General features: G+C 70.7%; 26 protein-coding genes. 8 read left to right on the forward strand and 18 right to left on the reverse strand.

The genetic code is table 11. The features are described 5' to 3' along the window. Nucleotides 1-325: 325 nt before the first annotated feature. The 3 genes from OG953_RS19820 to OG953_RS19830 all read right to left on the reverse strand — a co-directional run bounded on the left by OG953_RS19820 (nt 326) and on the right by OG953_RS19830 (nt 3,278). Nucleotides 326-1,576, reverse strand: coding sequence for a GNAT family N-acetyltransferase (locus tag OG953_RS19820; protein WP_405685829.1), 1,251 nt, complete (start codon nt 1,574-1,576; stop codon nt 326-328). Nucleotides 1,577-1,640: 64 nt separating this feature from the next. Then, nucleotides 1,641-2,624, reverse strand: a complete 984-nt coding sequence (locus OG953_RS19825) for an asparaginase (protein WP_405685831.1) — start codon at nt 2,622-2,624, stop codon at nt 1,641-1,643. Nucleotides 2,625-2,669: 45 nt separating this feature from the next. Then, complete coding sequence (locus tag OG953_RS19830; protein ID WP_405685833.1) at nt 2,670-3,278, reverse strand: ABC transporter substrate-binding protein; 609 nt, start codon at nt 3,276-3,278, stop codon at nt 2,670-2,672. A 117-nt stretch (nt 3,279-3,395) separates the two neighbouring features. Here OG953_RS19830 and dtd point away from each other — a divergent pair, with 117 nt between their 5' ends. Beyond that, nucleotides 3,396-3,845 carry a D-aminoacyl-tRNA deacylase gene (dtd, locus tag OG953_RS19835; RefSeq protein WP_266359344.1) on the forward strand — a complete coding sequence of 150 codons (450 nt, stop codon included), beginning with the start codon at nt 3,396-3,398 and terminating at the stop codon, nt 3,843-3,845. Between the two features lie 90 nt (nt 3,846-3,935). Here dtd and OG953_RS19840 read toward each other — a convergent pair whose 3' ends face one another. The 6 genes from OG953_RS19840 to OG953_RS19865 form a co-directional block, all read right to left on the reverse strand. Then, nucleotides 3,936-4,901, reverse strand: coding sequence for a YgfZ/GcvT domain-containing protein (locus tag OG953_RS19840; RefSeq protein WP_405685835.1), 966 nt, complete (start codon nt 4,899-4,901; stop codon nt 3,936-3,938). Between the two features lie 62 nt (nt 4,902-4,963). Continuing rightward, a complete protein-coding gene (locus OG953_RS19845) occupies nt 4,964-5,434 on the reverse strand; it encodes a Fur family transcriptional regulator (protein ID WP_405685836.1) in 471 nt (156 codons plus the stop codon). 71 nt (nt 5,435-5,505) lie between these two features. Further along, nucleotides 5,506-6,078, reverse strand: coding sequence for an FABP family protein (locus OG953_RS19850; protein WP_405685838.1), 573 nt, complete (start codon nt 6,076-6,078; stop codon nt 5,506-5,508). A 332-nt stretch (nt 6,079-6,410) separates the two neighbouring features. After that, nucleotides 6,411-7,256: a hypothetical protein gene (locus OG953_RS19855; RefSeq protein ID WP_405685839.1), complete on the reverse strand. Its 846-nt coding sequence runs from the start codon at nt 7,254-7,256 to the stop codon at nt 6,411-6,413. Next, complete coding sequence (locus OG953_RS19860) at nt 7,253-8,089, reverse strand: hypothetical protein (RefSeq protein ID WP_405685840.1); 837 nt, start codon at nt 8,087-8,089, stop codon at nt 7,253-7,255. Before OG953_RS19860 ends, OG953_RS19855 begins: the two co-directional genes overlap by 4 nt. Further along, entirely contained in the window at nt 8,086-8,925 is an 840-nt protein-coding gene (locus OG953_RS19865; RefSeq protein WP_405685842.1) for a hypothetical protein, read from the reverse strand. Before OG953_RS19865 ends, OG953_RS19860 begins: the two co-directional genes overlap by 4 nt. 145 nt (nt 8,926-9,070) lie before the next feature. On the opposite strand from OG953_RS19865, the gene OG953_RS19870 reads away from it, so the two are divergent. Further along, nucleotides 9,071-9,433, forward strand: a complete 363-nt coding sequence (locus OG953_RS19870; RefSeq protein WP_405685844.1) for a DsrE family protein — start codon at nt 9,071-9,073, stop codon at nt 9,431-9,433. A gap of 19 nt (nt 9,434-9,452) precedes the next feature. Here the strand turns inward: OG953_RS19870 and OG953_RS19875 are convergent, their stop codons facing one another. The 8 genes from OG953_RS19875 to OG953_RS19910 all read right to left on the reverse strand — a co-directional run bounded on the left by OG953_RS19875 (nt 9,453) and on the right by OG953_RS19910 (nt 15,091). Continuing rightward, nucleotides 9,453-9,710 carry a DUF3099 domain-containing protein gene (locus tag OG953_RS19875; protein WP_405685845.1) on the reverse strand — a complete coding sequence of 86 codons (258 nt, stop codon included), beginning with the start codon at nt 9,708-9,710 and terminating at the stop codon, nt 9,453-9,455. 190 nt (nt 9,711-9,900) lie between these two features. Beyond that, nucleotides 9,901-10,188 carry a DUF1416 domain-containing protein gene (locus tag OG953_RS19880; protein ID WP_018490348.1) on the reverse strand — a complete coding sequence of 96 codons (288 nt, stop codon included), beginning with the start codon at nt 10,186-10,188 and terminating at the stop codon, nt 9,901-9,903. 51 nt (nt 10,189-10,239) lie between these two features. Then, nucleotides 10,240-11,085 (reverse strand): sulfurtransferase, encoded by an 846-nt coding sequence (locus OG953_RS19885; RefSeq protein WP_405685847.1) that lies wholly within the window; start codon nt 11,083-11,085, stop codon nt 10,240-10,242. Between the two features lie 160 nt (nt 11,086-11,245). After that, nucleotides 11,246-11,353 (reverse strand): putative leader peptide, encoded by a 108-nt coding sequence (locus tag OG953_RS19890; RefSeq protein ID WP_350983699.1) that lies wholly within the window; start codon nt 11,351-11,353, stop codon nt 11,246-11,248. A 252-nt stretch (nt 11,354-11,605) separates the two neighbouring features. Beyond that, entirely contained in the window at nt 11,606-12,295 is a 690-nt protein-coding gene (locus OG953_RS19895; protein WP_405685849.1) for a DUF2993 domain-containing protein, read from the reverse strand. Nucleotides 12,296-12,427: 132 nt separating this feature from the next. Further along, the gene (locus tag OG953_RS19900) at nt 12,428-13,900 is read right to left on the reverse strand and encodes a hypothetical protein (protein ID WP_405685850.1); all 1,473 of its coding nucleotides are present in this window, start codon (nt 13,898-13,900) and stop codon (nt 12,428-12,430) included. Between the two features lie 10 nt (nt 13,901-13,910). Beyond that, nucleotides 13,911-14,165, reverse strand: a complete 255-nt coding sequence (locus OG953_RS19905) for a MoaD/ThiS family protein (RefSeq protein WP_405691930.1) — start codon at nt 14,163-14,165, stop codon at nt 13,911-13,913. A 41-nt stretch (nt 14,166-14,206) separates the two neighbouring features. Further along, the gene (locus OG953_RS19910) at nt 14,207-15,091 is read right to left on the reverse strand and encodes an alpha/beta hydrolase (RefSeq protein WP_405685851.1); all 885 of its coding nucleotides are present in this window, start codon (nt 15,089-15,091) and stop codon (nt 14,207-14,209) included. Between the two features lie 314 nt (nt 15,092-15,405). On the opposite strand from OG953_RS19910, the gene OG953_RS19915 reads away from it, so the two are divergent. The 6 genes from OG953_RS19915 to OG953_RS19940 all read left to right on the forward strand — a co-directional run bounded on the left by OG953_RS19915 (nt 15,406) and on the right by OG953_RS19940 (nt 20,947). Beyond that, a complete protein-coding gene (locus tag OG953_RS19915; RefSeq protein WP_405685852.1) occupies nt 15,406-16,140 on the forward strand; it encodes a response regulator transcription factor in 735 nt (244 codons plus the stop codon). 92 nt (nt 16,141-16,232) lie between these two features. Further along, a complete protein-coding gene (locus OG953_RS19920) occupies nt 16,233-17,276 on the forward strand; it encodes a LacI family DNA-binding transcriptional regulator (RefSeq protein ID WP_266359364.1) in 1,044 nt (347 codons plus the stop codon). 144 nt (nt 17,277-17,420) lie between these two features. After that, nucleotides 17,421-18,545 carry a S1C family serine protease gene (locus tag OG953_RS19925; protein ID WP_405685853.1) on the forward strand — a complete coding sequence of 375 codons (1,125 nt, stop codon included), beginning with the start codon at nt 17,421-17,423 and terminating at the stop codon, nt 18,543-18,545. Nucleotides 18,546-18,555: 10 nt separating this feature from the next. Continuing rightward, the gene (locus OG953_RS19930) at nt 18,556-18,726 is read left to right on the forward strand and encodes a hypothetical protein (protein WP_405685855.1); all 171 of its coding nucleotides are present in this window, start codon (nt 18,556-18,558) and stop codon (nt 18,724-18,726) included. 62 nt (nt 18,727-18,788) lie between these two features. After that, on the forward strand, nt 18,789-19,520 hold the full coding sequence (locus tag OG953_RS19935; RefSeq protein ID WP_405685856.1) for a response regulator transcription factor: 732 nt from the start codon (nt 18,789-18,791) through the stop codon (nt 19,518-19,520). After that, entirely contained in the window at nt 19,517-20,947 is a 1,431-nt protein-coding gene (locus OG953_RS19940) for a sensor histidine kinase (protein ID WP_405685857.1), read from the forward strand. The genes OG953_RS19935 and OG953_RS19940 overlap by 4 nt, the downstream gene beginning before the upstream one ends. Before the next feature lie 28 nt (nt 20,948-20,975). On the opposite strand, the gene OG953_RS19945 is transcribed toward OG953_RS19940, so the two are convergent. Next, complete coding sequence (locus OG953_RS19945; protein ID WP_405685859.1) at nt 20,976-21,869, reverse strand: phosphatidylinositol-specific phospholipase C; 894 nt, start codon at nt 21,867-21,869, stop codon at nt 20,976-20,978. Between the last annotated feature and the right edge of the window lie 43 nt (nt 21,870-21,912).

The following is a 21,912-nucleotide window of genomic DNA, read 5'->3' on the forward strand; positions in this document are numbered from 1 at the left end:
GGTGAGGTGGTGATCGAGGTGAGCCACGTTGACATCGGCTTCGTGGAGACCCGGACCCGTTCGGGTGGGTTCAGGGAGTACTTCCCGGTCCGGACGCCGTACGTGCCGGGCGGCGGGGTCTCCCGGCACGGTCCGTACGGTCGGGGAGGGCGTCGACGCCGGTGGCAGGGCCGCCGGGTCATCGCCTCCGTCGGCGCCACCGGGTGTTGTGCCGAGCGGTTAATAACCTCCGTTGAGCGGCCGGCTCCGGTGCCCGACGGGGTCGAACGTTCAACTTCGTTCGCCGCGAAGGTGATTGAAGCCGGACGACTGCTTGAGGGCAGCCCTAGAACACATCCGGGCACCAAGCCCGCCGCGCCGCACGGAACATCCCCTCCGCCAGCGCCACCGCACCCGGCGTGAGTTCCTCGATGCGGCCCAGGGCCGCAAGTCGGGCCGGGGATTCGTCGCCCAGGTAGAGCGTCCCCAACTCCCTGACGTCCAGGGCGAGATCGGCGGCGGCCGTGGTGGGGGTGCAGGTGGCGCCGGACGGGGAGGCGTCGAGGTGGTAGCGGCCGGCGGTCAGGCCCGTGGCGTCGTGGATGTCCAGGGTCAGTGCGCCGGGTACCGCGTAGGTGCGGGCCTCCAGGGCGCGTACGACGTCCAGGACGCGTATCCACAGCCAGTCCGCCTGGGTCACGATGCGGGCCGCGCGCGGGTCCGGGAGGAGAAGTGGCAGCAGGTCGTCGGGGGCGCGGTGGCCGGTGCGGACCGTGGTGATCCAGTCGATCGAGCAGACGAAGTGCCACAGCGCGCGCTCCGCGGCCGGGGTGACGGCGATCTGGCCGAGCACCGTGGCCCGGTTCAGCGGCTGCTTGGCGTCGCCCCAGTTGTCGTCGGCGCGGTAGACGATCAGGCCGTCGGGCTCGCCGTCCGCGGTGCTGTAGACGGCGTAGAAGGGCTCCGTCCAGGTCCCGGGTCCGGGCAGGTTCTCGCCGGTGTTCAGTTCCCACCAGCGTGTGTCGCGGCTGACCGCCCCGTGTTGCCGGGCGCGCAACCGGTCGTGGAGGGCCGGGCCCAGTTTGCGTACGTCCGCGCCGCTCACCAGGTCGATCCGGCCGCCGTCCTGCGCGGAGGGCCCAGACCAGCGCGGGTCGAGGCCCGTCCGCGGTACGTCGATCTCCCATTCGGTGGTCCACGCCGCCGGGCCGAAGCCGTACCGCCCGTAGATCGGGTACTCGGCGGCGATCAGTGTGGCGACCACGTCGCCGCGCTCCTTCGCCGCCGCCAGGTCCGTGGCCATCATCCGGCTGAGCAGCCCGCGACGGCGGTGCGTGGGAGACACCGTGACGTTGGAGACCGCGTCGGCCTGCACGCTGGCGCCGCCGACGACCGTGAGCTCCTGCGCGAACGAACGGAACGTGGCCACGCACCGCCCGCCGTCGAACGCACCCTGCGTACGGGCCAGGTCGGTGTGCGGGAGGCGGCCGGCGACCTCCTCACCCGTCACCACCGGCGGGCGCAGAAAGCCGGTGTTCAGGGCCTGCCTCCAGCCGGGGAACTCGGATTCGCTGATCGTGCGGACGTCAAGGCGCATACACCCCACGCTAGATACCGGCTCACCGGATGTCGCCCGGTTTTCCCGCCGACGCGGAATCCGGTCAGAACGCTGCCCGGATCTCACCGACCTCGCCGTCGCCGCCCAGCAGAGGCGTGCGTCCGATCCGGGAGACCACCGGGGCGTCGATGCCGAGCAGGCGCAGCGACTGTGCCAGCACCGGGCCGAGTGCCCGCGTCGCACCGTCGTCGATCTTGAAGGCCAGTGCCCGGCCGTCCGCCAGCGCCACCGCCTGCACCGCCTCCGCGCCCATCTTGGAGAGCGTGCCCGGCACTTCCCGCATCAGCCAGGTGTCGGGGCGGCGCGTTCCGGCCACGTACTCGGGGTGGGCCCGCATCGCGTCCCCGACCCGGCGCTCCGCCGACCCCGGCTCCGCCAGCACGAACGAACGGAAGGCCCGCGCCAGACCCACCAGGCTGATCGCCATCAGCGGAGCCCCGCACCCGTCCGTACCGACCGCCGCGACCGGCTCTCCGGCAGCCTCCTCGACCACCTGGTGGACCAGTTGCTGGAGCGGGTGCGACGGGTCGAGGTACGAGGCCCGGTCCCAGCCGTTCACCGCGCACACCGCGAGCATCGCCGCGTGCTTGCCGGAGCAGTTCATGGTGATCCGGTCCCGGACGTGGCCCGCGGCGAGATACGCCTCCGCCTCCGCCGGATCCAGCGGCAGATCGGGCGGGGTCTGCAGATCCCCGGGCGTCAGACCGTGTTCGGCGAGCATCGTGCGTACGAGTTCGAGGTGGAAGTCCTCGCCCGAGTGGCTCGCGGCGGCCAGTGCCAGCCGCTCCCCGGACAGATCGAGCCCGGCCCGCAGCACCGCCGCGGCCTGCATCGGCTTGTTGGAGGAGCGCGGGAAGACCGGCGCCGTCGGGTCGCCCAGAACCCGCTCCACGCTGCCGTCGGCGGCCAGCACGACCAGCGAGCCCCGGTGCCGGCCCTCCACGAAGCCGGACCGTACGACCTCGGCCAGGACGGGGTGAGCGGGGGATATGGCGGAGGGAGCAGCGGGGGCGGCGCTGGAGGTCATGGTGGCCTTCCGGGGACGGGCGGACCCGCCCCCGGAAGGGTCGCTTCAGGCGAGCAGGTCGTCTACTTGTGCTTCACCGTCACGGTACCTGCGGGCGATCTCCGCACTGCAATCGTCAGCGGTCCGTTGCAGCTGGTGACGACGTCGGGAGACCTGCTGTTCGTAGCGGACCAGGCGCCCCATCGCGGCGTGCAGCTCTTCGTCCGTACGGGCGTCGAGGTCGGAGAGTTCGACCTCGGCGAATGTCTCGGCCGCCAGTCGGCGGTACTCGTCGCTGCGCGGTGTGGTGAGCGTGACATGCCTGGCGGAGGAGCGGTGCTGGGACGGGGTGTCGGCGAGGATCTCCGAGAGCCGGTCCACCACGGGTGTCTCCGGATCCATCCTTCGGGCCAGCTCGGCCCGCAGGATGTCGATCCGCCCCTGGACCAGCCGCCGCACATAGCTGAGGTCGGCCTCGTCGCGCTGCGATTCGCGGCGCAGGGTGCGCAGCTCCGGCAGTCGCAGGTCGTCCAGCTCGGGCTGCGGTCCCGCGCACGGGCCGTCCACGGGGCCATGACCGGTTCGCTGCACGGGTGGGCGCATGGTGCTGGTACTGGTGCCGGTGCGCGTGCCCGGCACGGCACCGGGGGACCGCCCGGTTCCATGGGTACTCATGCTGTTGTCCATCCCCTCGACCGGTGCGTCGGCACACCGCCTTCCGAGCATGGTGCCACTCCCGTGGTGCCTGTGTGGATGCTCTGTACCCGTTCAGCCCAAGATAGGTTGGTCTGTATGCGTGCAGTGGTACAGAGGGTGGACGGTGCGAGCGTCACGGTGTCCGACGGCGCGGGCGCATCGGGCGGGCCCGAGGTGGTCGGCGAAATCGTCGGCGAGGGACTGTGTGTGCTGGTGGGAGTCACCCACGGGGACACCGCGGAGAAGGCGGCGCAGCTCGCCCGCAAGCTCTGGTCGGTCCGCATTCTGGAGGGCGAGAAGTCCTGCTCCGATGTAAATGCACCGCTTCTGGTGATTTCGCAGTTCACTCTCTACGGGGACGCCCGGAAGGGGCGCAGGCCCACCTGGAACGCCGCGGCGCCCGGCGAGATCGCCGAACCGCTGGTCGACGAGGTGGTGGCACAGCTGCGGGCGCTGGGGGCGCAGGTGGAGACGGGCCGGTTCGGGGCGGACATGCGGGTCTCGCTCACGAACCATGGCCCGTTCACCGTCATCATCGAGGTCTGAGCCGGGTCGGGTCCGAGTGGGGTCCGTGTCGGGTCTGAGCCGGTTCGAGCAGTCGGTGCAGACGGTCGCGCGTAGAGAATCTGCGCACAGCTACGGCTCCACGACCGTCTCCTGGGCTGCGGCCGTGTCCCCCGCGAGCAGCTCCGCGTCCACCGCGACGTTCCGCTTGACCAGGGCCAGCGCGATCGGTCCCAGCTCGTGGTGGCGGGCGGACGTGGTGATGAAGCCCAGCTGACGGCCTTCGGCGCCGTCCGCGGCGAGCCGTACCGGTGTGCCGTGCCCGGGCAGGACGACCTCGCTGCCGTCGAGATGCAGGAAGACCAGCCGCCGCGGCGGCTTGCCCAGGTTCTGCACCCGGGCCACGGTCTCCTGACCGCGGTAGCAGCCCTTCTGGAGGTGGACGGCGGTGCCGATCCAGCCCAGCTCGTGCGGGATGGTGCGGTGGTCGGTCTCGAAGCCGAAGCGCGGACGGTGCGCCTCGACGCGCAGCGCCTCGTACGCCAGGATGCCGGCCACGGGACCGTGCCCGGCCGCGTACTTCTCCAGGTCGGCGCGGGGCAGGAACAGATCCCGGCCGTACGCCGTCTCCCGTACCGTCACGCCGTCCGGGACCTCCGCGATGGAGCCGGCCGGCAGGTACACCACGGCGAAGTCCTCGGTGCGGTCGGCGACTTCGACCCGGTAGAAGAATTTCATGGATTCCAGATAGGCGACGAGGTCGCCCTGCGTGCCCGGTTCGGCATGCATCCACACGGTCTCGCCGTCGTCGACGAGATAGAGGGCGTGCTCGATGTGCCCGTTCGCGGTGAGGATCAGGGCCTCGGTGGCCTCTCCCGGCGCGAGTTCGCTGACATGCTGGGTGAGCAGGAGATGCAGCCAGGCCAGCCGGTCGCTGCCGGTGACGGTGACGACGGCGCGGTGCGAGAGATCGACGAGGCCGGAGCCGTCGGCGAGGGCGCGCTGCTCACGGAACAGGTCACCGTAGTGCGCGGCGACGCCTTCGTCGCGGCCTTCGGCGGGGACGGCGCCGGGCAGGGACAGCAGAGGGCTCTTCATGCGACCAGCGTACGACGCGATTTAAGGCCGCCCTCCAGCTGCCGGTCTGCCTTGGGCCTGTCCTAAGGCTTGGGATCGGCCGCGCCGGCCGTCCGGGCCGCACCCTCGGACGCCGCCTTCGCCGTGCAGTCGGCGCAGCGGCCGAAGATCGCGAAGTGCTTCATGTCCGTCTCGAATCCGAAGGCGCCCTGCAGCTTCGCGGTGAACTCGGCGACGACATCGACATCGGCCTCGATGACGTTCGTACAGTCGCGGCAGACCAGATGGATGTGGTGGTGGCGGTCGGCCAGATGGTACGTCGGTGCCCCGTGGCCCAGATGGGCGTGGCTGACCAGCTCCAGCTCCTCCAGGAGCTCGAGCGTCCGGTAGACGGTGGAGATGTTCACGCCGGACGCGGTCCTGCGCACCTCGGAGAGGATGTCGTCGGGCGTCGCGTGTTCCAGCGTGTCGACGGCTTCCAGGACAAGCTGCCGCTGCGGCGTCAGACGATAGCCGCGCTGTCGGAGATCGGTCTTCCAGTCGGTGCTCACCACAGGCCCAGTGTAGGACCGCGTGAGCACCTGTCCGCAGCTTTGTACGAGGGGAAGCCCGTGAACGGGCCGGACTACTTGAAGAAGGCGATGCCGTCGTCCGGCAGGTCGCCGAGGCTCTTCGCCATCGCCTCGACCTCTTCCGGGGTGACGGTCTTCTTCAGATGCGCCGACATGTACGGGCGCAGCTCCACCTCGGGGGTGGCCTTCTCGCCGACCCACATCAGGTCGCTCTTCACATAGCCGTAGAGACGCTTGCCGCCGCTGTACGGGCTGGAGGCCGCGGTCCGGGCCACCGCGTCGGTGACCAGGTCGATCTGCGGCTTCTGGTCGGCCAGCTCGCCGTACCAGATCTCGATGACGCCCTGGTCGCGGACCATGACGACCTCGACCTTGCGGCCCTTGTCGATGCGCCAGTAGCCGGACTCGGACTCCAGCGGCCTGACCTTCTTGCCCTCGGAGTCGAGCACCCAGGTGTGCGAGACGTACTCCAGGAAGTCCCGGCCGTCGTGGCTGAAGGACACTTCCTGGCCGAAGTTGCACTGCTCGGCGCCGGGGAAGTCGGAGACACCGGCGCCCGCCCAGTTGCCGAGGAGGAAGGCCAGCGGGACGAGGTCCGGGTGGAGGTCGGACGGGATCTCGATCATGAGCGGCTCAGACGATCTGTGAGGTGGGGGCGGGTGACTGCGAACGTGACACATCGGGCATGAGTGTCACGTTCGCGACGGGGATACCGGCGCGGACGGAGGCGAGGGCAGCGAGGGTCAGCGCTGACCCTGGTACAGCTTCTTCACGGTCACGCCGGCGAAGGCGATGACGCCGACGCAGACCAGGACCAGCAGGGCGGAGAAGAATGCCTCAAGCACGGGAGCTCCTTGGAACGAGCGGTATGGCAGCAAAACGGGGCCGGGCCCCAGCCTAATGGGTTGGGGCCCGGCCCGTCGGTTCGGGGTTTGCCCGGGGATCGCCGAGGGGCAGGTCAGCCCAGCAGCTGGTTCTGCAGGATCAGCGTCTGGTGGAACGGAACGCTCCGGGTGTCCTCCCGGCCCTTGCGGGACTGGACGACGAGGGCGAGCGTGTCGCCGGCGACCACGTAGCCCTGGCGGACCCGTGCCTCGCCGTACGGCTTCACCTCGTCGTACACGTAGGACGAGGTGCCCGTCACCTTGCTGCCGGCCCATTCCTCGTCGAGCACCGTCTCGGACGTCCCGACGAGCGGCACCGCGGAGCCGGTGACGATGATCGAGTCCAAGAGGCCCTGGGCAAAGGCCGTCGAGTTGAACCGGATGAGATAGATCCGGGTCGATGTGCCGTCCGGCATGGTCCAGCCGCGCGCGGCGATGTGCCGCGGGGCCGAGTCGTCGAGCAGCCGCCCGAGGGCGGGGCGCTCGCTCCTCGCGTACTCGGAGAGGTACTGCTCCGTGCTCACCCAGCCGCCGTCGAGCTTCTCGTCCACGGTCGCCCCGGCCGGGGCGGGCAGCAGCAGGCTCCGCAGGTCGGCGTGGTGGATCTCGGCGACGTTGCCGTCGCTGTACGGGCGGGGCGCGCCGGCCGGGAGCGCGGGCAGGCTGAGCTCGGGATAGTCCCAGCGGCCGTCGCTCCTGGTGGCCAGACCGGGCACGTCGGTGCGTTCCATCGAAGTGATGCCGAAGGCCGTACCGGCACCGAGCCCCCCGAAGACCAGGGCGGCGACGATCCACCGGGCGACGGCCCGCAGGACCCGCCGCGGCGGCTTCGGCACCGGTGGCACGGGGACGGCCCCGGCGGGTGCGCCGACCGCGTCCGGCGAGGTCGTGGCGGACGTTTCCGCCGTCTGCCCGGTCATACGTACTCCCCCGGGGACGCGATGTGGTCGAGCTGGTCCTTCAGGAGTTCGGCGACGGCCGCCCTGTCGAACGGCCTGGTCCCGGACGCTGTGACTTCGATGCTCAGTTCGCCGTCGTACGCGAGGCAGTTCATCGACTCGATCTCGTCCCCGCTGCCCTTGCGCGGGACGTAGCACCTGGCGTTCCTCGTGTGCCCCTCGATCCGGGGCTCCGCGCGGAAGGCGTCGATGGACTCCAGGAGGCCCGTCCTGAAGGTGTGGAGGTTGCGGACGGCCTTCTTGTCCTTCATCCGCATGATCCCGGTGCCGATCACCAGGGTGTTGCCGTCGTCGGCGTACGTACGGGTGGCGATGCCCTCGATACGGAGCTCGTCGACCCGCTTCTCGAAGGCCCGGCGCTCCCTGCCAGCGAGGCCTCGGGCGCTCTGATTCATGGCGGCGGCCGCCTTCTTGCCGCTCAGCTCGCCGTCGTTGCCCAGCTCCCCGTTGTCGGGGCCGAGCCGGTAGCCGGCCGGGACCGGCAGCAGCAACTTGCTGAGCGCGGTGGAGGCCCGGCCCCGGGACACGTCGCCGGCCGGGTCCTTGCCCGGCTCGTGCGCGGGCTTCGCCCAGAGACGGGTCCTGGTGCCGCGGTCGGCGCCGTCCACCACGCTCCCGGTGTACGCGGCGGCGCCCCCGACCGCGGCGAGCACCAGCACGGCGGGAAGCGCCGTGAGGATCACCCGGCGCGGTCGGCCCGAGGAGGGGGCTGTGGTGGCGGCGGTGGCTGTGGCGGTGGTGTTCTCGTCGGGCGCGGCTGCCTGTGCGCCCACCTCGGTGGTCACGTCGTTCACAGGCGCTCCAGCTGTCTCTCGGCCAACGTCCGGATGTCCTTCTTGCTGATCGGAACGGTGTCGTAGAGGTAGATGTCGGCCACGATGTCACCGCGGTACAAGGTGGCCCTGGCGCGGTAGAAGGGCAGATGGCCCGGCTTCCGCTCGACCTCGTAGACGTAGTAGCGGCCGTTGCCGCTGCCCTCGATCGCACCGCCGTTGTCGCCCGCACCGGTCCCGGTTCCGGGCATGTACCTGAGCTGCTCCTCGGCGAAGTCCTTGGCCCCATGGAAGGTTGTCGAGCCGAACTGCACGAGAAATGTCTCGGCGGTGCGGTTCTGCCCGCGCTTCCAGGCGGCGCTCGCGATCCGGCGGATGCCGGCCTGCAGGAGGTACTCGTACATGGAGCCCTCCTCCTCGTAGAGGCGGGCGTAGACGTCCGTGTCCAGCCAGCCGTCGCCGAGGCCCGGCACCGAGCTGTCGTCGTCGCTCCAGCCCGCGGGCCTGTCCGCGATCAGCTTGCGCAGGTCGCCGTCGGTCCTGACCCGGTGGTCCTGGGACGCGGGCAGCGGGTCGGGGGCCTTGTCCGGGGGCAGTGCCTTCGCCGGGTACGCCAGATCGGGCTGCGACAGGGCGGACAGCGGGGTCGGGGCGCGTTTGGCCTGTACGTCGTAGCCCACGGCGGTGCCGCCCGCGATGCCGAGCACCGCGGCTGCGACGACGAGCAGCGCCGTACGACCACGCGGGCGCTTCGCGACGGGCGCGGCGGCCATCGGCGTGGCGGCCGGTGCGGTGGCCGGCGTGGCGGCCGGTGTGACGGCCGGTGCGGCCTCGGGCCCGGCCAAGGGCCCGGCCACGGGCGTCGGCCCGTCAGAAATAGTGTCTTTCGGTTCCAATTGGGGTCCCCCCACGAGACCAGAGGCGCTGATTCCGTTATCCGCGCACACACCTGACTGCCACCGAGGAGATGAGGTTGCCCGCCCGACGATTACAGTTCGGCATATGCCGAAGAAGCTCGTGATCAAGGTGACTGCCGGTGCCGACTCAGCCGAGCGCTGCTCGCAGGCGTTCACGGTGGCCGCGGTCGCCGTCGCCAGCGGCGTGGAAGTCTCGCTCTGGCTGACCGGTGAATCCTCATGGTTCGCTCTGCCGGGGCGCGCCGCGGAGTTCGAACTGCCGCATGCCGCGCCGCTGCCGGATCTGATCGAGTCGATCCGGGCGGGCGGGCAGATCACCCTGTGCACGCAGTGCGCGGCCCGTCGCGACATCACCGAGCAGGACGTCCTGGAGGGTGTACGGATCGCGGGCGCCCAGGTCTTCGTCAGCGAGATCATGGCCGACGGCGTCCAGGCCCTCGTCTACTGACGCACCCGCGCCGTACCCGCTACCGCCGCTTCTTGCCGTCGAGCTCGTCCCACCACTCGTCGGACTGCGGGTCGCCCGACGGATCGTCCCACCAGCGGTCCTCCGGGCCCCGACGGTTGGCGACCATGGCCGCGACGGGCGGGATCACCATGGCGACGACGCACATCACTATCGCGGCGGGCATCGACAACAGTCTGACAAAGGACCAGGCCGATACGAAGAGGACGATGCAGCCGCCCATCATGAGGAAATAGCCGCGACGGCGTCGGGCGTACATAACTCAAGCGTAGGCCCGTTCCCGCCCACGCGAACGGCACGAAGGGCCGTACCCCGCATCAGAAGGCGTCCAACCCCGGGGTACGGCCCTTCGGCCGGTAAGGCGTCGCGGGAGCTCGGGGCCGGTCCGGCGGACACAGTCCGGCGCGGCGGCTCGAAGCCCGCGAAGCGGCACGGGGCCGCGTTCGGAACTAGACGGCGATCGCGACCTCGGAGAGGCCACCGGTCTGCGCCACGACCGTGCGGTCGGCGCTGCCGCCCGGGACCAGGGCGCGCAGCGTCCACGTGCCCTCGGCCGCGTAGAACCGGAACTGTCCGGTTGCCGAGGTCGGGACCTCCGCGGTGAACTCGCCGGTCGAGTCCAGCAGGCGCACGTAACCGGTGACGGGCTCGCCGTCGCGGGTCACGCTGCCCTGGATGGTGGTCTCACCGGGCTTGATGGTCGAAGCGTCGGGGCCGCCGGCCTTTGCTCCACACATGGTGTTCTGTCCTTCTGGGTCGGGGGTCGTGCTGGTCCGGGTCGTGCGCAGTTACTTGTTGGCGCCGAGCTCGATCGGCACACCCACGAGGGAGCCGTACTCGGTCCACGAACCGTCGTAGTTCTTGACGTTCTCCTGGCCGAGCAGCTCGTGCAGCACGAACCAGGTGAGCGCGGAGCGCTCGCCGATACGGCAGTACGCGATGGTGTCCTTCGCCAGGTCGACCTGCTCGTCCTCGTAGAGGGCCTTGAGCTCGTCGTCCGACTTGAAGGTGCCGTCGTCGTTGGCGTTCTTCGACCACGGGATGTTGCGGGCGGTCGGCACGTGGCCGGGGCGCTGGGACTGCTCCTGCGGGAGGTGCGCCGGGGCGAGCAGCTTGCCGCTGAACTCGTCGGGCGAACGCACGTCGACCAGGTTCTGGCTGCCGATCGCCTTCACGACCTCGTCGCGGTAGGCGCGGATCGACTCGTCCTGCGGCTGGGCCTTGTACTCGGTGGCCGGGCGCGACGGGATCCGGTCGCCGTCGACCAGGTCGCGGGAGTCGAGCTCCCACTTCTTGCGGCCGCCGTCGAGCAGGCGGACGTCCTGGTGGCCGTAGAGCTTGAAGTACCAGAACGCGTAGGAGGCGAACCAGTTGTTGTTGCCGCCGTAGAGGACGACAGTGGTGTCGTTGCCGATGCCCTTCTCGGACAGCAGTTTCTCGAAGCCGGCCTGATCGATGAAGTCACGGCGGACCGGGTCCTGGAGGTCCTTGGTCCAGTCGATCCGGATCGCGTTCTTGATGTGGTTCTTCTCGTACGCCGAGGTGTCCTCGTCGACCTCGACAAGAGCGATCTTCGGGTCGTCGATGTGGGCCTCGACCCAGTCGGCGTCTACCAGGACGTCACTGCGGCTCATTCTGTTCTCCTCCGGGGCAGTCTGCGGCGAGATGGTGCGAGACGGTGCGTGATGCGCGGATGTACGGCGGCACAGGGCGCGGCACACGTGCACAGGCGATCGGGATGGGCCCCGACATCGGTCGAAGGGCCGGGGAATGCGGGGTGCCGAAGGCTCCCGCTCAGACAGTGCGACAGAGCATGGCGGCGACGCGGCACAGGTCCACTGCCCGCCGCTTCGTGAGATCCGCCCGTCCCCGCTGCGGGAGACCGCCAATAGAGCACTGCATGGGACCGATCGTAGGGAGGTACGGGCGGGCATGTCACCGCCGTGTCGTATCGCGAGACACGATCGTCCATGATGCGAGACACGAAGGGCGTTACGGTCTCCCCCGTGCCGGTCCCTCGCCGTCGGCGCCCGTCGGTCATCTGCGGATCGGACGCAGCCGTCTCAATATGTGGCGCGCAGGGTCGTTGAAGCCCTCATTTGCCGGTCGGTCTTGGACCGCCCCGCGACGCCGCCCCTCATTTGCCGGTCGGTCCTATCCGGCGAGCTGTACGTCCGTGCCCGTCACCGAGATCTCCAGGCCGTCGGCGGTCGGCTGGATCTTCTGCAGCTTCAGACCGCTGGGCAGACCGCCGACCTCCCGCTCGAAGTCGGTCTTCTCGCGCACCAGGCCCTCCAGCCCCGGGATGCCCTCGCCCGGCACCTTGTCCGCGTGCACCTTGATCGTGTGGCCGTCGACCAGGGTGACGGTGGAGAGCACACTGCGCGAGAGCGGGCGGCCGGGAACATCGACCGTGCCGGTCACCTTCACCTTGCCGTTGCCGCCGTACTCGACGACGATGCCGTCGCCGGCGGCCTTGGTCAGGTCCTGGTACGAGATGACGGCGGTGCCGGTGGCCCGGGCGGCGGTGGCGCTGGAGTAGCCATCGGCGAGCTTCACCTCGTGCAACGCGGCGTTCATCCGGCTGATCCGGATTCTGCGGCCGTTGGCGTCGGTCTCGATGCCGGTGATCTCGACGTCGATCTCGTCGAGCCGGCCTCCGGCGACCTGCGTCAGGAACGGGAATCCCTTGATGGAGACGTCCGTCGAGCCGATCGTGGCGCCGGTGACCTGGACCCGCCCCTCGACCTCCGACTCGGCGAAGTACACCGCCGCCCGGTCGACGGCGACGAAGATCCCGCCCAGAACCACCACTGTGACCAGCAGTATTCGCAGTGCACGCATGCTCGCTCTTCCCCCACCCTGAATCCGGCCGGACCCCTGGCGCCCGCGCGTCCACCATGGATGCACAGCGCGCCCGGGGTGATCGACGAGTGGTCACCCCTCTTCGGTTCCCGGGGGCGCTACCGTTCCGCGCTACGAGATCGCGCGGCCGATCAGATAGACGGCGGGGGCGGCGGCGGTGAGCGGCAGTGCCACACCGGCCGTCATGTGGACGAACCGTGACGGGTAGTCGTAGCTCGCCACCCGCAGCCCGATCAGTGCGCAACCGCCCGCCGCGAGGCCGAGCAGCGCACCCTTCGTACCGAAGTCGGTGAACGCCCCCGCCACCGCACCGGCGCCCGCGGCAGCGAGCAGCGCCACCACGACCGAGGCAGGTCCGGGCAGCGGCAGCGCGCGGACGAGCACGGCGACCGCGACGGCCACCCCGCCCACCGTCACCGCGTCCGGGACCGCCGCGAGATGTCCTGCGGCCAGGACGGACAGGGCGGCCGACGCGACGGTGGCCATCAGCCCTTGCATCCGCTCGTCGGCGCTCGCCTGGCTGCGCAGCTGGAGGACCACGGTGAGCAGCACCCAGATGCCGAGGGTGCCGAGGATGGCTGCCGGTCCGTTCTCGCGGCCCGCGGCGAGCAGTGCGATGTCGGCGACGAAGCCACCGGCGAACGCGAGCGCGATGCCCTGCCGGGCCGGCCACATGCCGTTGAGCCGGAACCAGCCGGCCGCGGTCACGGCCTGGAGCAGCACCAGGGGTACGACCAGGGCGTACGGCCCGATCGCGGCGCCGAGGGCGAGCAGCAGCCCGAGTCCCGCGGTGATCCCGGCGGGCTGCATACCCGGCGCGATGATCGGCGAACGGCCCTCGGCGCGGGCGCGCTGGGCATCGGTGATTCGGCTGTTGCCCAGGGTGGTGGGCGCGCTGTAACCGGCGGCGTCGTGCGCGGATGCGGTGGCGGCCGGAGCCGCGTCGGCGGGTGCGGCCGCCCGGACCGGCTCGGCGGCGACGGGCGCGACCGGGGCCTCGGGAGGCAGCGGGTAGGAGCCGGAGGCACCCTGCGGCTGCGGATGAGGCGGCAGATATCCGGTCTCGGCAGCGGCCGGAACGGGCTGCTGCACAGGCTGGGCGGGCTGGATGGTCGGCTGGTACTGGGTGTCCCAGGTCTGGCCCTCCCAGGTCTGGGTGACACCGGGATCCTGCGGGTCGTGTCCAGCAGGCGCGGCGGGATCCTGCATGTGCCCGGCCGGCCACGCGGGCCCGGGGTTCGCCCGGGGTGCCTGGTTCGGGTCGTACGGGCCGTGCGCCTGTTGCGGGGCTCCGTACGGGGCCTGCTGACCGTACGACTGCGCGCCGTAGGACTCGCCCCCGTACGACTGCTGACCGTAGGACCGGTCTCCGTAGGACTGATCCGCGTACGACCGATCTCCATCCGACTGCGCGCCGTAGGACTGGTCGCCGTAGGACTGCTCCCCGTACGCCTGCTCCCCGTACGGCTGCGAGGGCTGCTGCTGTCCGTACGGCTGCGCAGGCTGCGGCTCCCGGCCGTTCAGCGGGTCGTACCCGTAGCCCGGGTCCTGTCCGTACGGATGCTGCTGATCGTTGCTGCTCATGTTCTGCGGTTCACCCTCCTGCGAACGGCGGGAGCACCTCGACCGTGCCGCCCTCGGCAAGGCGTACGGTCTCATGACTGCGGGTCCCCACGGGGGCACCGTCGATGAGGAACGAGCACCTTTGCAGCACTCGGGTGAGCTCACCGGGGTGCCGCTCACGCACCGCGTCGAGCGCCTCGGCGAGGGTCCCGGCTGTGTACGGCTCCTCCGCGGTCCCGGCGGCGGCCTTGGCGGCGGCCCAGTAGCGGATCGTTCCCGCAGGCATGGCGGCGTTCCTCTCGTCTCTCATCAGCTGTCCATCATGAATCACCGCGCCACCGCCCAGTCGCCGATGCGGGTGAGCAAGCTCTCGTCGGCGGCGTTCTCGGCGTGGCCCATGCCGCGCTCCAGCCACAGCTCGGCGCCGTCGCCCGCCGCGTCCGCCAGCATCCGGGGGTGGTCCAGCGGGAAGTACGGGTCCTGGTCGCCGTGCACGATCAGCAGCGGGGCCGGGGCGATCAGCCCGGCCGCCTCGACCGGCGGGAGCGGCACCGGATTCCAGTCGTTCCGGTCGATCCGGGTGCAAAACCCGTAACGGCCGACCAGCCGGCCGACGGGTCGGGTGACCACCCAGTGCAGGCGGCGCATCGGAGCCGTGCCCCGGTAGTACCAGCGGGCAGGGGCGCTCACGGCCACCACCGCATCCGCGTGCGCCTCGATGTGTCCCTCGCGCTCCGCGATGCCACCGGCTTCCGCGCCGGCCGTTGATCGTCCCGTGAACAGCGCCCCGTGCCGCAGCACCACGGAACCGCCCATCGAAAACCCGATGGTCACGATCCGCCGGTGTCCGAGCGCCCGCGCCCACTCCACCGCAGCCGCAAGATCCAGCACCTCGCGGTCGCCCACCGTCGACCGCCCGCCGGACCCGCCGTGCCCCCGGAAGGAGAAAGTGACCACGGCCGCATGCTGGGCGAACACCCCGGCAGCACGCCGCACCGCGGGCCGGTCCACCGATCCGGTGAAACCGTGCGCGACCACGATCGCAGTACTGTCGAAGGATGTTTCCGCAGCAGCCCCGGCGTCTGCCGTACACGGCTCGTACACCGCCTCGATACGGACCCCGTCACCGGTCCGCAATGTGGTGCGCCGTGGACCCGGCGTGATCAAGGGAACAGAAGAACTCCGAAATCGCCCCTCGGGCGCTGAACTCATGTGGGCTATTCTGCTGGGAAGAGGATCCGGGCAAAGCAGCCCCCGGGTCCTTTTGTGCTTTCCAAGCGTTGTTACGACGGCGTTTCCACAAGCTCAACGGTCCCGGGGCGCGGGACCGCACCCGTAAAACCCGTATGACGAATGTCGTACGGCAAGCAGTGCGAAAGCCAGCGCTGAACGTACGAAGCAGTGCCGCATACTCCCCCGGGCCCGAGCCCGGGAGTGCCCCTCTCGCAGGGAACGAGGAGGACCGACGTAATGGGCGAGCGAACCGTGCACGATCACCGACCGACGACCCAGGCAGGTGGGCGGCGATGAGTTCACTGCTGCTCCTGACGAATGCCCTTCAACCGTCGACGGAGGTGCTTCCGGCCCTCGGTCTCCTGCTGCACAGCGTGCGGGTGGCGCCGGCCGAAGGCCCCGCTCTCGTCGACACCCCCGGTGCCGATGTCATCCTGATCGACGGCCGCCGCGACCTGCCGCAGGCACGGTCGCTGTGCCGGCTGCTGCGGTCCACCGGACCGGGCTGTCCGCTGATCCTCGTCGTGACGGAGGGCGGTCTCGCGGCCGTCACCGCCGACTGGGGCATCGACGACGTACTGCTGGACACGGCCGGACCGGCCGAGGTCGAGGCCCGGCTGCGGCTGGCCACCGGCCGGCAGCAGATCAGCGCCGACGACTCCCCGATGGAGATCCGCAACGGCGATCTGTCGGTCGACGAGGCGACGTACAGCGCGAAGCTCAAAGGCCGGGTTCTGGACCTGACCTTCAAGGAATTCGAACTGCTCAAATATCTGGCACAGCACCCGGGCCGGGTCTTCACCCGTGCCCAGCTGCTCCAGGAGGTCTGGGGCTACGACTACTTCGGCGGTACTCGGACGGTCGACGTCCATGTGCGGCGGCTGCGCGCCAAGTTCGGCCCCGAACACGAATCGCTGATCGGTACGGTCCGCAACGTCGGCTACCGCTTCGTCGCACCGGAGAAGGTGGAGCGTGCCACCGAGGAGGCCAAGGCGCAGGCCGCGGCGAAGGCGGCCGCCGGGCCGTAATCCGTCCGGAGCAGTCGAGCGTGGCCGAGGGCGGCGAAGAAGCCCCGGTCCGACCTGCCAACCGGTAGGTCCATCCGCGTAGACTGCCGCGCGTGGCCAAGGTGACGCGGGACGATGTGGCGAGACTGGCGGGTACGTCGACCGCGGTCGTCAGCTATGTCATCAACAACGGACCCAGGCCGGTCGCCCCGGCCACGCGCGAGCGGGTACTCGCCGCGATCAAGGAGCTGGGCTACCGGCCCGACCGGGTTGCCCAGGCCATGGCCTCGCGGCGGACCGACCTCATAGGGATGATCGTGCCGGACGCACGGCAGCCGTTCTTCGCGGAGATGGCGCACGCGGTCGAACAGGCTGCCGCCGAGCGCGGAAAGATGGTGCTCGTCGGCAACTCCGACTACCGCGACGAGCGCGAGGTCCACTATCTGCGGGCCTTTCTCGGCATGCGGGTCTCCGGGCTGATCCTGGTCAGCCAGGGCCCCAGCGAGCGGGCGGCGGCCGAGATCGAGGCATGGGACGCGCGGGTCGTGCTGCTGCACGAGCGGCCCGAGGCGATCGATGACGTCGCGGTCGTCACGGACGACATCGGCGGCGCCCAGCTCGCCACCCGGCACCTGCTGGAACACGGCAACGAGTACGTGGCGTGCCTCGGCGGCATGGAGTCGACCCCGGCGGTCGGCGACCCGGTCGCCGACCACGTCGAGGGCTGGCGCCGTGCGATGCACGAGTCGGGGCGCTCGACGGAGGGCCGGCTCTTCCAGGCCCCGTACAACCGTTACGACGCCTATCAGGTGGCGCTGAAGCTGCTCGCGGGTCCGGACAGGCCGCCGGCGATCTTCTGCTCGACGGACGACCAGGCCATCGGTGTGCTGCGGGCCGCGCGCGAGCTGCGGATCGATGTGCCCGGGGATCTCGCCGTGGCGGGCTTCGACGACGTGAAGGAAGCCGGTCTGACGGATCCACCGCTGACGACGGTCTTCTCGGACCGCCCGGCGATGGCACGGGCGGCCGTGGACCTGGTGCTCGACGACTCGTTGCGGGTGTCGGGGTCGCGGCGGGAGCGGCTGAAGCAGTTCCCGTCGGCGCTGGTGGTGCGGCGGTCGTGCGGCTGCGGGGAGCCCACGGTCGGGGCGCGATAGGCCCGGCGGGCCGTATCCCCGTACTCCCTGTAGGGTCGGGGCCGCACCTCCGCCGCACTCCTTTATATCGGGCATACGAGGTTCTACCGGGCTTCTCAGCGTGCGCTCAGGTTTCTCTCATCTTCGCCGGACACGCTCTTAGACATGACAAAGAGCCAGCGCCCGAGCGGCGAGTACCCGATGTACCCCTCGTACGGCAACGGCGACGCGTCCTACCCGCCGCCGCCGTCCCACCAGCCCGCGCAGCCGATCTCGACGGGCCCCGGAACCACCGTGTGGTCCGGCCAGGGCGGCGGCGCAGGCGGGCACGACGGAGGCGGGGACGGCGGTTACGGCTCCGACCTCCCGCAGCCCGCACCCGAGCCGGCCGCATCCCGGCGCCGGGCCCGGCGGCCGGTCGCCCTCCTGGTAGCCGTGGCGATCGCGTCGGGGATCGTCGGCGGCGGCACCGCCACCGTCATCAACCAGCTCACCGGCAACGACACGACCAGCACGGGCAGCGGCGTCATCCCGGGCACCACCGTCTCGCAGAGCAGCAAGGGCAGCGTCGCCGGTGTCGCCGAGGCCGTCTCGCCGATGATCGTCGAGGTCAACGCGACCTCGACGGCGGGCACGTCCACCGGGTCCGGCGTGGTCATCACGTCCGACGGCGAGGTCGTCACCAACAACCACGTCATCTCCGGCGCCTCGTCGATCGAGGTGACGCTCAGCACGGGCAAGACGTACACCGCGGACGTCGTCGGCACCGACCCCGACAAGGACCTCGCGCTCATCAAGCTCCGGGGTGCGAGCGGACTGAAGACGGCCACGCTGGGCGACTCCTCGGCGGTCTCGGTCGGCGACCAGGTCGTCGCGATCGGCTCGCCGGAGGGTCTCACCGGCACCGTCACCAGTGGCATCGTCTCCGCGCTCGACCGCGATGTCACGGTCGCCAAGGACGACAGCAGCGGCCAGGGACAGGGCAGGTGGGGCGGCAGCGAGCAGTGGCCGTTCGAGTTCGGCGGTCAGCAGTTCAACGGCGACACCGGCGACTCCACCACCACGTACAAGGCCATCCAGACCGACGCCTCGCTCAACCCCGGAAACTCCGGTGGCGCGCTCATCAATATGAACGGCGAGGTCATCGGCATCAACTCCGCGATGTACTCGGCGAGTTCGTCCGGCGGATCCAGCAGCGCCGGCGCGGGCAGCGTGGGTCTCGGCTTCGCCATCCCGGTGAACACACTCAAGGCCGACCTCGACACCCTGCGGGCCGGCAACAGCTCCTGAGGAGACAGTCATGCACCACCCGACCGACACCCCCACCGGCCCGGCCGACCTGGCCCTGCCCCTCGCCCTCGTGACGGAACTCGCCACGGAACCGTCCGCGCGCCGCGCCCCGGAGGTCCGCACAGCCGCGGGCCGCAAGCGCCGGGCCGCGCGACGACGTGGCGCGGCCGTGCGAGGCTGAGAGCACGGGGCAGGCCACGCGGCCCGCCCCAGCAGCCCGGAACGAGAAGAGGACAACGAGCGATGAGCCCCGCCGAAGACGATCCGCAGCGCATCCTGATCGTCGACGACGAGCCCGCCGTGCGGGAGGCCCTGCAGCGCAGTCTCGCGTTCGAGGGGTACGGCACCGAGGTCGCCGTCGACGGTCTCGACGCCCTCGCCAGGGCCGAGTCGTACGCCCCCGACCTCATCGTCCTCGACATCCAGATGCCGCGGATGGACGGACTGACGGCGGCCCGCCGGCTCCGCTCCGCAGGCACCACCACACCCATCCTGATGCTCACCGCCCGCGACACCGTCGGCGACCGGGTCACCGGTCTCGACGCGGGCGCCGACGACTACCTGGTCAAGCCGTTCGAACTGGACGAGCTCTTCGCCCGCATCCGGGCCCTGCTGCGCCGCAGCTCGTACGCGGCCGCGGCGGGCGGCGGCATCCCGGACAACGATGTGCTGGACTTCGCCGATCTGCGGATGAACCTCACCACCCGCGAGGTCACCCGGGGCACGCGCCGGGTCGAGCTGACCCGTACCGAGTTCACCCTGCTGGAGATGTTCCTGGCGCACCCGCGGCAGGTGCTGACCCGCGAGCAGATCCTCAAGGCGGTGTGGGGCTTCGACTTCGAACCGAGCTCCAACTCCCTGGACGTGTACGTGATGTACCTGCGCCGCAAGACGGAGGCGGGCGGCGAACCGCGGCTCGTGCACACGGTGCGAGGGGTCGGTTACGCGCTCCGCTCCGGCGGCGGTGACGGGTGACCGGGACCCTGCACCGGCTCCGCGCCCTGCCCCTGCGGACCCGGCTCGCGATGCTGGTGGCGACGGCGGTGGCGGTCGCGGTGGCGGCGGTCGCGGCGTCCTGCTGGGTCGTGACGAGGGCGCAGCTGGAGAACCAGCTGGACTCCTCGCTGCGCAGTTCCAAGGTCGACGGGGAGTACCTGACGTCCCTGTACGCCTACTGCCGCGGCACCACCCCGCTGCCGCCCCAGCCGTTCGCCGGGTACACCGTTCAGCTCGTCGACTCCCAGGGCACGGTGTGCATCACCCCCAAGGCGTCGGCGCTCTCCGTGAGCCCCGCCGACGTCGCGGTGGCCGAAGGGCAGCAGCCCTACGCCCTGCACTCGGCGAAGGCCGAGGACGGGAAGAGGATGCGCGTCTACACCTACCCGCTGTTGCGGACCACCCCCGCTCCCGGGGGGACGTCGGGCAATATCGCTGTTTCCATCGCCCGCCCGATGAGCGAGATCGACAAGCCGCTCTCCACCCTCGCCTGGGTCCTCCTGGTCGTCTCCGGCGTCGGCGTGATCGGCGCCGGCGCGGCCGGTCTCTGGGTCGCCCGCACCGGTCTGCGCCCCGTCGACGAGCTCACCGAGACGGTCGAGCACGTCGCCCGCACCGAGGACCTCACCGTCCGCATCCCGGTCGAGGGCGAGGACGAGATCGCCCGGCTGTCCCGCTCCTTCAACTCGATGACCGCTTCACTCGCCAGCTCCCGCGACCGTCAGGCCCAGCTGATCGCGGATGCCGGCCACGAACTGCGGACACCGCTGACGTCCCTCCGCACCAACATCGAACTCCTCGCCCGCAGCGACGACACCGGCCGGGCCATCCCGCCGGACGACCGCAGGGCCCTGATGAAGTCGGTCAAGGCGCAGATGACCGAGCTGGCCTCGCTCATCGGCGACCTCCAGGAACTGGCCCGCCCCGACGCGGCGAACCCCGGCCCGCTCCAGGTCGTCGCCCTGCACGACATCGCGGCCACGGCCCTGGAACGCGCCCGCCTGCGCGGCCCCGAGCTGACGATCAGGGCGGACCTGACGCCTTGGTACGTACGGGCCGAGCCGGCAGCGCTCGAGCGGGCGGTGGTCAACGTCCTGGACAACGCGGTCAAGTTCAGCCCGCCCCGCGGCACGATCGAGGTCGCACTGCGCCACGGCGAACTGACGGTACGGGACCACGGCCCCGGCATCCCCGCCGAGGAACTCCCCCACGTCTTCGAACGCTTCTGGCGCTCCCCGTCCGCCCGCCAGCTCCCCGGATCGGGCCTGGGCCTGTCGATCGTCGCCCGCACGGTCCAGCAGTCGGGCGGCAAGGTCACCCTGCGCCCGGCGGACGGCGACGGCACGGTGGCGTCGGTCAGGCTGCCGGGGGCACCGCAGCCGCCGCCGGAACCGCCGCGGCCGTGAGGCCCGCCGCCCGGGCCGCCGGGAGCGCTCAGACCCCGGGGTTGTGCCGGATCAGCGACTCCACCAGGCCGGACCGGGTGGCGGGGAAGTCCAGCGGGACGATGCCGAGCCCGGTCCAGCCGGCCGCCTCGGAGCCGTCGAGGAACGACTGGACCTGGGGGTTGAGGCGGTCCGCGTTCCAGCGCGGGGGCATCAGGGCCGCGGTGCTGACGTAGTTCATGTACAGCTTCCCGGGCTGCTGGGCGGCCTTGCGGAACTGGGCCTCGATCTTGGGGTACTTGGCGAACGGCTCCGCCATGTAGTCGTCCTGGATGTCGAAGAGCGCGGAATCGGCGTAGCGGACGCCGGGCAGCCCGCCGTTGTCGGCGAGCAGAACGACCTTGCCCCGCGCCTCGCCCAGCGAGGGCAGCGCCGGGTCGATGCGGAACAGCGGCCGCCACCCCTTGCTGTCGAGGTAGAGGTCGAAGATCCGCCGGAACTCGGCGTCGCTCTCCTCGGAGTACTCCTGCTTGACCCGCATCAGTACGGTCTCGGTGGGCCGCTCGGCCAGGAAGTCCCAGCAGGCGCCGAGCACATCGCCGAACATCAGGTTCTGGTACGAGGCGCCGTGATGGATCGCGAAGGAGTCACCGGTGACCCGGCACCGTACGTCGAGGAAGCGCAGCCCGCTGTTCAGCTGCTCGGCGATCGTGGTGTTCTGACACTCGGTCCAGGGGCCGCCGTAGCGGGCGCCGGAGTCGTGCGATCCGGGGATCGTGAGGCGTTGCAGCGCGGTGGCGTCGAGGACGGCACCCATCCAGTCCTGGGTGGTGAGGACTTGCCGGGACACGGCAGTGGCGGGTGGCGCGCCCACGAGAACGGTGGCGGTGGCGGCGAGGGCGCCGGTGAGGAAGTTCCTGCGGGTAGCGGTGTACGGGCTCATACGAGGGTGCCTCCGTCTGCCGTGGGGGGGCCAGCCCTGGGAT

This window comes from Streptomyces sp. NBC_00057 (assembly GCF_045041165.1).
Classification (GTDB): Bacteria; Actinomycetota; Actinomycetes; order Streptomycetales; family Streptomycetaceae; genus Streptomyces.